Below are 8,488 nucleotides of genomic sequence, written 5' to 3' on the forward strand. Positions count from 1 at the left end.
AGTCCCACCGGATGCGACGGGACCAGGCCACCCTCACCGAACTCGCTCGGCTCGGCTTCGCTGCGCTGAGCGGCGTTCGTGCACAGCTCGACGAACTCGTCGTCGCTGTTCCCATCGATGTCGACGAACTGCTGCCTGCCTTCGCCCGCGCGGCTGATCCCGATGAGGCGCTCTCCGGTCTCCTTGGCCTTGCCCGGTCGCATCCGGATGCCGTGACGGCGGCTCTTGCAGACGCCACGCAGCGCGATCGCCTCATCCGCATCCTGGGGGCATCCGTCGGCCTCGCCGATTTCTTCCAGCGTCACCCGGGAGAGATCGCGGCGGTGACGGGCTGGGACGGCGCCCTTCCCGACCGCGGAGAGTTGGTCGACAGCCTCCTGGAGTCCGTCGGCGCCACCGACGGCTTCGCTGCCGTCGGTGAAGACGATGGCTATACACGCCTGCGCGTCCGCTATCGTCGCTGGCTGGCGAGGATCGCCGCCCACGACCTCGCCGCCGAGGACCCCCGCGAGGTATTCGACGCCGTCGCCGTCGCCCTGTCGGATGCCGCCGCCGCCGCTCTCGAGGCATCCATCGCCGTCGCCCGCACGCAACTGACCACCGCGGCGTCGGGACCCATGCGGTTCGACGAGGACGAGGTCCGCTGGACCCGCTTTGCCGTGATCGGCATGGGCAAGGCGGGAGCGGGGGAGCTCAACTACGTGAGCGACGTCGACGTCATTTTCGTCGCCGAGGGGAGCGAAGAGCACGACCTCAGCAACGCGCGCGCCGTGGACGTGGCCACGCGGATCGCCATGCTCTGCATGCGCGGCATCAGCCAGCCTGACATCGAACCGGAATTGTGGGAGGTCGATCCGAACCTCCGCCCGGAGGGAAAGCAGGGAGCACTCGTCCGCACCCTCGACTCCCACCTCGCCTATTACGAACGCTGGGCGAAGAGCTGGGAATTCCAGGCGCTCTTGAAGGCCCGGGCTTTCGCCGGCGACGTCGAACTCGGTCAACGCTACGTCGACGCGATCTCTCCTCTCGTGTGGTCCAGTGCCGGCCGCGAGAACTTCGTCGGCTCGGTGCAGCGGATGCGCGAACGCGTCACCGAGAACATCCCCACCGATGAGGTGCATTACCAGCTCAAACTCGGTCCGGGTGGCCTGCGCGACGTCGAATTCACCGTGCAGTTGCTGCAACTCGTCCACGGCTCAGCGGAACCCGGGGTGCGGGTACGTGGCACCATCGCAGCGCTGAACGCCCTGTCGGAGCACGGCTTCATCGGCCGCGAGGAGGCGGCGGAGTTCGCCGCGGACTACCGGCTCCTGCGCGTACTCGAGCACCGGCTTCAGCTGCACCGCTTGCGCCGCACCCACCTCATGCCCCGCGACGCCGACGCGCTGCGGGTTCTCGCCCGGGCGTCGACCTTCGCGACCACCGGTGACGCACTCGTCACTCTCTGGGAGCGGACCAAGCACGAGGTCCGGGCGCTGCACGAGCGGCTGTTCTACCGACCGCTGCTCTCGGCTGTTGCGTCACTGCCCGAAGAAGAAGTCCTCCTCAGCCCCGAGCAGGCAGGCGCACGCCTCGCCGCCATCGGGTTCCTCGACCCGCTGGGGGCGCTCAAGCACATCGCAGCGCTCACCTCGGGGATGAGCCGCCGCGCGATCATCCAGCGCAACCTCCTACCGGTCATGCTGCGCTGGCTCGGCGAAGGAGCCGACCCCGACTACGGACTTCTCGCCTTCCGCCGCCTCAGCGAATCACTCGGCACGACACACTGGTTCCTCCGCATGCTTCGCGATTCGTCGAGCGTTGCGGAGAAACTCACTCGCGTCCTCAGCGGGTCGCGGTACATCGGTGAACTGCTCGACCAGATCCCTGAAGCGGTCGCCTGGCTCGAGCAGGACTCAGAACTACGCCCCCGGTCGCTCGATGCCCTGAGCGAGGAGATCTCAGCCATTCTGCGCCGGCACGACACGGACGCGCCCGCCGCGACCGCTATCCGCCGCCTGCGGCGTCGGGAGATCCTCCGCCTGGCCCTCGGCTCGGTCGCGGGTCCGCTGCCGCTCAGCGACCTCGCACAGGGGCTGACGGATGTCACGACAGCGACCATCGACGGACTGTTGCGCACCATCCGGCGCGGCGACGGTCTCGGAACCGACTCCCTCGAGTTCGCGGTCATCGGGATGGGCAGGTACGGGGGAGCGGAACTCGGCTTCGGCTCGGACGCCGACGTCATGTACGTCTACCGGACCACGTCGCTGCCGAACGAGCAGACTCACCTCGCCGCGAACCGGATCATCTCCGAACTCAACCGCCTGAGCGAGGATGCCCGCCTGCCGCTCGACCTCGACGTCAATCTGCGACCCGAGGGCAAGAACGGGCCCGTCGCGCGTTCCCTCGATTCTTACCGCGCGTACTACGCGCGGTGGTCGCTCACGTGGGAAGCCCAGGCGCTGTTGCGTGCTCGCGGGGTGGCCGGGGACGCTGGGCTGCAGCGCGACTTCGAGGAGTTGGCGGACAGCATCCGTTATCCCGCCGACATCACCGAAAACGCCGTCCGTGAAGTGCGGCGGATCAAGGCCCGCGTGGAGAATGAGCGGCTCCCGCAGGGAGCGGACCCGACCCGGCACGTGAAGCTCGGGCGCGGCTCGCTCAGCGACGTCGAATGGTTCGTCCAGTTGTTGCAGCTGCAGCACGGTGCCGCCATTCCCGGGCTGCGGACGACGAGCACCCTCGACGCCCTCACCGTGGCCGCCGAGAACGACCTGGTCGGCGAGGAAACAGCCGACCGGCTCCGCGCCGCCTGGATCTTCTCGTCGCGACTGCGCTCGGCGATGACCCTCTGGCTCAACAAGACGACGGATGTTCTTCCCAGCGACCGGATGCAGCTCGACGGCATCGCGCGCGTCCTCGAGTACCCGCCGGGGTCAGCGGCCCAGTTGGAGCAGGACTACCTCCAGGTCACGCGGCGCGCGCGCAGCGTGTTCGAGAAGGAGTTCTACGGCGCCCCACAGCGGCCGGAGCCGACCGCGCGCTGACCGGGCACCACCTGAGACGCAGAAGAGCCCGCTCCCGTGTGAAACGGGAAACGGGCTCTTCTTCGTTTTGGGACTATACGCCGTAGTAGAGCTCGAACTCGAACGGGTGCGGACGCTGCGCGAGAGGCTTGATCTCGTGCTCGCGCTTGTAGTCGATCCAGGTCTCGATGAGGTCGCGGGTGAACACGTTGCCCTGCAGGAGGAACTCGTGGTCGGCTTCAAGCGCCTGGAGGGCACCCTCGAGCGTGGACGGGACCTGCGGGATGCTCTTCGCTTCTTCCGGCGGCAGCTCGTACAGGTCCTTGTCGACGGGCTCGTGAGGCTCGATGCGGTTCTTGATTCCGTCGAGGCCGGCCATCAGCTGGGCGGCGAATGCGAGGTACGGGTTGCCTGAGGCGTCAGGCGCGCGGAACTCGATGCGCTTGGCCTTCGGGTTCGTTCCGGTGATCGGGATCCGGATCGAGGCTGACCGGTTACCGGCCGAGTAGACCAGGTTGACGGGAGCTTCGAAGCCGGGAACCAGGCGGTGGTAGCTGTTCACCGTCGGGTTGGTGAACGCGAGGACGGCAGGAGCGTGCTTGAGCAGACCGCCGATGTACCAGCGGGCGACGTCGGAGAGGCCTCCGTAGCCTGCTTCGTCGTAGAACAGCGGTTCTCCACCGTTCCAGAGCGACTGGTGAACGTGCATCCCGGATCCGTTGTCACCGAACAGCGGCTTCGGCATGAACGTCGCCGTCTTGTTCCACTGGTGAGCGGTGTTCTTGACAATGTACTTGAACTTCAGGATGTCGTCCGCGGAGTGCGTCATCGTGTCGAAGCGGTAGTTGATTTCACCCTGGCCGGCTGTGCCGACCTCGTGGTGACTGCGCTCGAGGATGAGGCCAGCATCGGAGAGCTTGATGCAGATGTCGTCCCGCAGGTCGGCGTGCTGGTCGACCGGGCTGACCGGGAAGTAGCCGCCCTTGTACGGGGTCTTGTTGGCGAGGTTGCCGCCGACACCGTTGACCTTTTCGTCCCTGCCGGAGTTCCAGGCACCTTCGCTGGAGTCGACCGAATAGAAGCTCGAGTGCTGGTTGACCTCGTAACGCACGTCATCGAAGATGTAGAACTCGGCTTCGGGGGCGAAGAACGCCGTGTCCGCGATACCGGTCGACGCGAGGTACTTCTCGGCCTTCTTGGCGACCTGGCGCGGGTCCTTCGCGTAGATTTCGCCGTTGCGCGGGTTGTAGATGTCGAAAACCATGATGAGGGTGCGTTCCGTGCGGAACGGGTCGATGTACGCCGTGGTGACATCGGGGATGAGCTGCATGTCAGATTCGTGAATGCTCGCGAAGCCCCGGATCGATGAGCCGTCGAACAGCTGGCCGACGGTGAAGAACTCCTCGTCGACGGTCGAAGCGGGAATGTTGAAGTGCTGCTGGACACCGGGAAGGTCGGTGAACCGGACGTCCACGAACTTGACGTCCGTGTCCTTGATGAACTTAAGCACCTCGGATGAATCGCTGAACATATGGAGAACTCCAAATTTAGTGTTGGTACCGAGAAGGATGCACCATGCAACCTGTAGTGAGAGTATGCACAGGGGATTACCCCGCGGTCACACCCATGTTTCTGGCATGTTACACGTCGGGCGGCGCGTAAGATCGGTGTGTGTCGAGTGTTCCGAAGTCCGCCGCCGCATCCGGTGGAGTAGCCCCGAGCAAGTATCCGGGCGAGCGCCTCGGCCTCCCCGAACACGGTCCCCGGAGCGTCGCTCGGGCCGGCCGTCGCCTGGCGGCTCTCGCCATCGACTGGTCGTCTGCCCTCCTCATCGTCTGGGTCTTCTTCCCCGCGACCCTGTCGGTGGGCAACGGATGGTCCAACAGCGTCGCTTTCGCTGTCCTCCAGATTATCTTCTTGGCGACAACCGGCGGCAGTGTCGGTCACCGGCTCCTCGGCCTCCGTGTCGTGCCACTGGCCGGCGGGTATGTCGGCCTCTGGAGGCCGGTCGTCCGCGCACTCCTGCTCACGCTCGTCCTCCCCGCGATCATCTGGGACTCGGACCAGCGCGGCTTCCACGACAAACTCGCCGGAACCGTCCTCATCCGGGCCTGACGCCCGCTCCGGTTCAGCCGTCCTTCCACGAGAAAACCCGCAGTGACATCGTCTCTGCGGGCTTCTCTGTGGCTTGCGTCGGGTCAGCGCGCGCGCTGCGGCCGCACCTTGAACGGGTCCACACCCTTGGGGATCGGGAGCGACCCGGCGCTGAGCGATGCGAGCCGGTTGACGACCGCGAGGACCTCGGGTTTGGTCAGCGTCTTCTTGACGGACCTGAACGATTTGGTCAGCTTGTAGAGCGGGACGGAATCCTCGTCCGGTCCCACGAAGAACACGGTGACAGGAACGTTTGGCACGACACGGTTGATCTTGCGCTTCTCATCGTCGACGAGGCGCCGGACACGTGACTGCGGGCCTTCACCGACGAGAACGACCCCTCCGCGCCCGACGGCACGGTACACGGCATCCTGTGTCTTCGCGTTGGCGTTGATGGGCATCTCGCTGCCCTGCCACCCGCGGGGGAGCGAGCTGCGGAACACAGCACCGACCGCACCGGGCTGGCCGGCGATCTGCCCGTAGGCGGCGCGCTCTGCCCGGCGGCCGAGGATGATCATCGCCGCGAGCACTCCGCCGAGCAGACCGGCGATGATCCACAGGACGAGAGCGAAGATACTGCCGGGAGAGAAGATGAGGGCTGCGGCCACGCCGACAGCGACGCTGCCGAGGAATCCCAGGAGCATCCACCAGACGACGCTCTTGTCGTAGCGGCGGGTCATCGTGAAGACCTGCCCCATTTGCTTCAGACGGCCGGGTTCCTTCGCCGCCTTAGCGGGTTTTTCTTTGCGTGCCATGGTTCCAAGGATACCGTCATCGAACGTGCCCGGCTGCGCCGATTGCTCCCGCCGCCGACCGCCGTTCCCTCACACGGACGTCGGGCAGTGGCTTCCTCCCCGGCGCCGTCCCGGTTTCGTCCGTGCGTGCCTTCCCCACGCATCCTTTCTCCATGACCGACCCGCCCTCTCCCGCGAATGAACACCCCCTCTCACCCGGTGCCGTCGTCGCCGGTTACCGCCTGGTTCGCCGGATATCGCTCGACACGGGAACCGCCGGGTGGCTCGCCAAAACGATCGACGGCAACGAAACGGTATCGATCTCACTGCACCGGGAGACGGATGCCGTGACGCGCCGGGTGCGGGCACACGCGGCGCTGCGTTCCCCTCATGTCCTGGCTCTGCGCGATCTGGCGTCGGACGGAGACGGATGCATCGTCCTCGTTTGTGAACGAACGGAATGGACTCTCGCGGCGTTGCTCGCTGCTCGGGTCAGGCTGGCAGCGGGAGAGGCGGTCACGATCCTCGCCCCGTTGGTCAGCGGGCTCTCGGCACTCCGCGAGGCGGGTTTCGTCCACGGCCACCTCACCGCTGCGACCGTACTGTTCAGCCCGGACGGGCGGCCTGTCATCGGCGGTCTGGAATTCCTGCGTGAGCGAGAGGTCGAAACGACGTCAATCGTGCTCAGCGACGTCCGGGCACTCGCCGCGCTCATTTCTCTCGTCGGCGAGGCCGTCGACGAACCGGCGAGGGATGGATTCCTCGATGTCCGTTCGTGGTTGATCGAGTCCCTCAGTGATGACGAGGAACCCGCGGGCCTGCTGGGCCAGCTCGAGTGCAGGCTCTTCGCGTTGGCGGAAGGGCTCCCCGTCGTCCTCGGCGCGGATCGGAAGGCACCACAGATCGATGGTGACGCTCGAGCACCCTTCTCCGTCACGTCCGCGCGGCGGGCGGCGGGCGCCCTGCCCACCACTGCGCGAATTCTGGCGGCGATGCTTCGTTCCGGAATCGGTGGGTGGGCAGCGAGGGCGGTTCGCGGCAGAGCACTCGCCGCGTGCGTCGGAATCGTCGTCCTCACCGGTTCGCTCATGGCCGGCCTGACCCTCGTTCCCGAGGCGAGCCCCGCCGCACCTGCACCGAGGAGATCAGTGCCCTCCAGCTCACCGCCACTCGTCACACCGCCTTCGCCGCGGGCATCCGTTCCCGGGAACGCCGAGCCTGCGCTTGTCGGCGACGACGTAGTTGCTGCGACCGCGGCCCTGTTGGCTCGTCGGGCTGACTGCCTTGGCGGTGGATCGACCGGTTGTGTCCCGGGCTACGCAGAAGGCGGATCCGCCCTTGCCGACGCCGATTCGCATCGGGCTGCCGAGGCAGGCGTCGACGGACTACTGATCGCCGAAGAGACCAGGAAGCGGATCGAGCAGCTCCAGGCATACGGAGACGCAGTGCTTCTCCGGGTTCTCGGAGCAGACGAAAAACGCCAGCCGGTGCTCGTCCTCACCGTGAGAACGGACACCGGCTGGCGTCTGCGTGATGTGTTCGAGCCGGACTAGATTCCGAGGTCAGCCTCGAAGTTGCCCTCTTCCAGACGGTTCTTCACCGCGACGAGGAAGCGCGAGGCGTCAGCCCCGTCAACGATGCGGTGGTCGTAGGAGAGCGCGAGGTACACCATCGAGCGGATCGCGATGGCTTCCTGGCCGGCAGCCTTGACGACGACCGGGCGCTTCGTGACGATTCCCGTTCCGAGGATCGCGACCTGCGGGAGGAAGACGACCGGCGTGTCGAAGAGCGCTCCACGCGAACCGGTGTTGGTCAGCGTGAACGTTCCGCCTGAGAGCTCGTCCGGCTTGAGCTTGTTGTCGCGGGTCCGCTCGGCGAGGTCAGCAATCTGTGCGGCCAGTTCGGCCAGGTTGAGGTCGCTTGCGTTGCGGACAACGGGGGTCAGGAGGCCCCGCTCGGTGTCGACCGCGATGCTCATGTTCTCGTGGTCGGGGTAGACGATCGAGTCGCCGTCGATCGTCGCGTTGACGACGGGGTATGCCTTGAGAGCCTCTGCCGCTGCGAGCGCAAAGAAGGGGAGGAACGACAGCTTGTTCCCGGTCTTCGACTGGAAGTCGTTCTTGACGCGGTCACGCAGGGTCGCGATGTTGGTCACGTCGACCTCGACAACGCTCGTCAGCTGAGCCGACGACTGCATCGAGATGACGGCGCGTTCCGCGACAACCTTGCGCAGTCGGGACATGGGCTGGGTGGTTCCACGCAGCGGCGAGACCTCGAGCGGGGCCGACTTGGCCGGAGCGCTCGAAGCGGATGCCGACTGGCCGGCCTGCAGGACGTCTTCCTTGCGGATACGTCCGCCGACACCGGTTCCGGTGATGGTGGAGAGATCGACACCCTGCTGGTTCGCGAGACGGCGAACGAGGGGAGTCACATAACCGTTTCCGCCGAGAGCGGATCCGGACGCAGCTTCCTCAGCCGCCGGAGCAGCAGGCGCGGGAGCGGGTGCTGCGGGAGCCGGTGCTGCGGGAGCAGACGCGGCCGGCGCCGGAGCGGCCGGCGCCGGAGCGGCGGGCGCCGGAGCGGCGGGCGCCT

6 protein-coding genes are annotated in these 8,488 nt (G+C 66.5%); 3 read left to right on the forward strand and 3 right to left on the reverse strand.

Going from position 1 to position 8,488, the window contains the following annotated elements; all coding sequences use genetic code 11:
- Nucleotides 1-11 precede the first annotated feature (11 nt).
- A complete protein-coding gene (locus tag D9V29_RS08055) occupies nucleotides 12-3,029 on the forward strand; it encodes a bifunctional [glutamine synthetase] adenylyltransferase/[glutamine synthetase]-adenylyl-L-tyrosine phosphorylase (protein WP_121672804.1) in 3,018 nt (1,005 codons plus the stop codon).
- A gap of 73 nt (nucleotides 3,030-3,102) precedes the next feature.
- Here D9V29_RS08055 and glnA read toward each other — a convergent pair whose 3' ends face one another.
- Entirely contained in the window at nucleotides 3,103-4,539 is a 1,437-nt protein-coding gene (gene glnA, locus D9V29_RS08060) for a type I glutamate--ammonia ligase (protein WP_121672805.1), read from the reverse strand.
- A gap of 140 nt (nucleotides 4,540-4,679) precedes the next feature.
- Here glnA and D9V29_RS08065 point away from each other — a divergent pair, with 140 nt between their 5' ends.
- Entirely contained in the window at nucleotides 4,680-5,123 is a 444-nt protein-coding gene (locus D9V29_RS08065) for an RDD family protein (protein ID WP_121672806.1), read from the forward strand.
- An 83-nt stretch (nucleotides 5,124-5,206) separates the two neighbouring features.
- On the opposite strand, the gene D9V29_RS08070 is transcribed toward D9V29_RS08065, so the two are convergent.
- Nucleotides 5,207-5,917 (reverse strand): DUF4191 domain-containing protein, encoded by a 711-nt coding sequence (locus tag D9V29_RS08070; protein WP_121672807.1) that lies wholly within the window; start codon nucleotides 5,915-5,917, stop codon nucleotides 5,207-5,209.
- 152 nt (nucleotides 5,918-6,069) lie between these two features.
- Here D9V29_RS08070 and D9V29_RS08075 point away from each other — a divergent pair, with 152 nt between their 5' ends.
- On the forward strand, nucleotides 6,070-7,449 hold the full coding sequence (locus D9V29_RS08075) for a serine/threonine-protein kinase (RefSeq protein ID WP_121672808.1): 1,380 nt from the start codon (nucleotides 6,070-6,072) through the stop codon (nucleotides 7,447-7,449).
- Here D9V29_RS08075 and sucB read toward each other — a convergent pair.
- The coding region (sucB, locus tag D9V29_RS08080; RefSeq protein ID WP_121672809.1) for a 2-oxoglutarate dehydrogenase, E2 component, dihydrolipoamide succinyltransferase at nucleotides 7,446-8,488 on the reverse strand (1,043 nt) is incomplete at its 5' end. The genes D9V29_RS08075 and sucB overlap by 4 nt on opposite strands.

The sequence above is a fragment of the Mycetocola manganoxydans genome, assembly GCF_003667545.1.
Classification (GTDB): Bacteria; Actinomycetota; Actinomycetes; order Actinomycetales; family Microbacteriaceae; genus Mycetocola_A; species Mycetocola_A manganoxydans.

Excerpts from the sequence above, each read along its gene's own strand:
- D9V29_RS08055 (WP_121672804.1), top strand. The coding sequence starts at position 12 with ATGCGACGGGACCAGGCCACCCTCACCGAACTCGCTCGGCTCGGCTTC.
- glnA (WP_121672805.1), bottom strand. The coding sequence starts at position 4,539 with ATGTTCAGCGATTCATCCGAGGTGCTTAAGTTCATCAAGGACACGGAC.
- D9V29_RS08070 (WP_121672807.1), bottom strand. The coding sequence starts at position 5,917 with ATGGCACGCAAAGAAAAACCCGCTAAGGCGGCGAAGGAACCCGGCCGT.
- D9V29_RS08075 (WP_121672808.1), top strand. The coding sequence starts at position 6,070 with ATGACCGACCCGCCCTCTCCCGCGAATGAACACCCCCTCTCACCCGGT.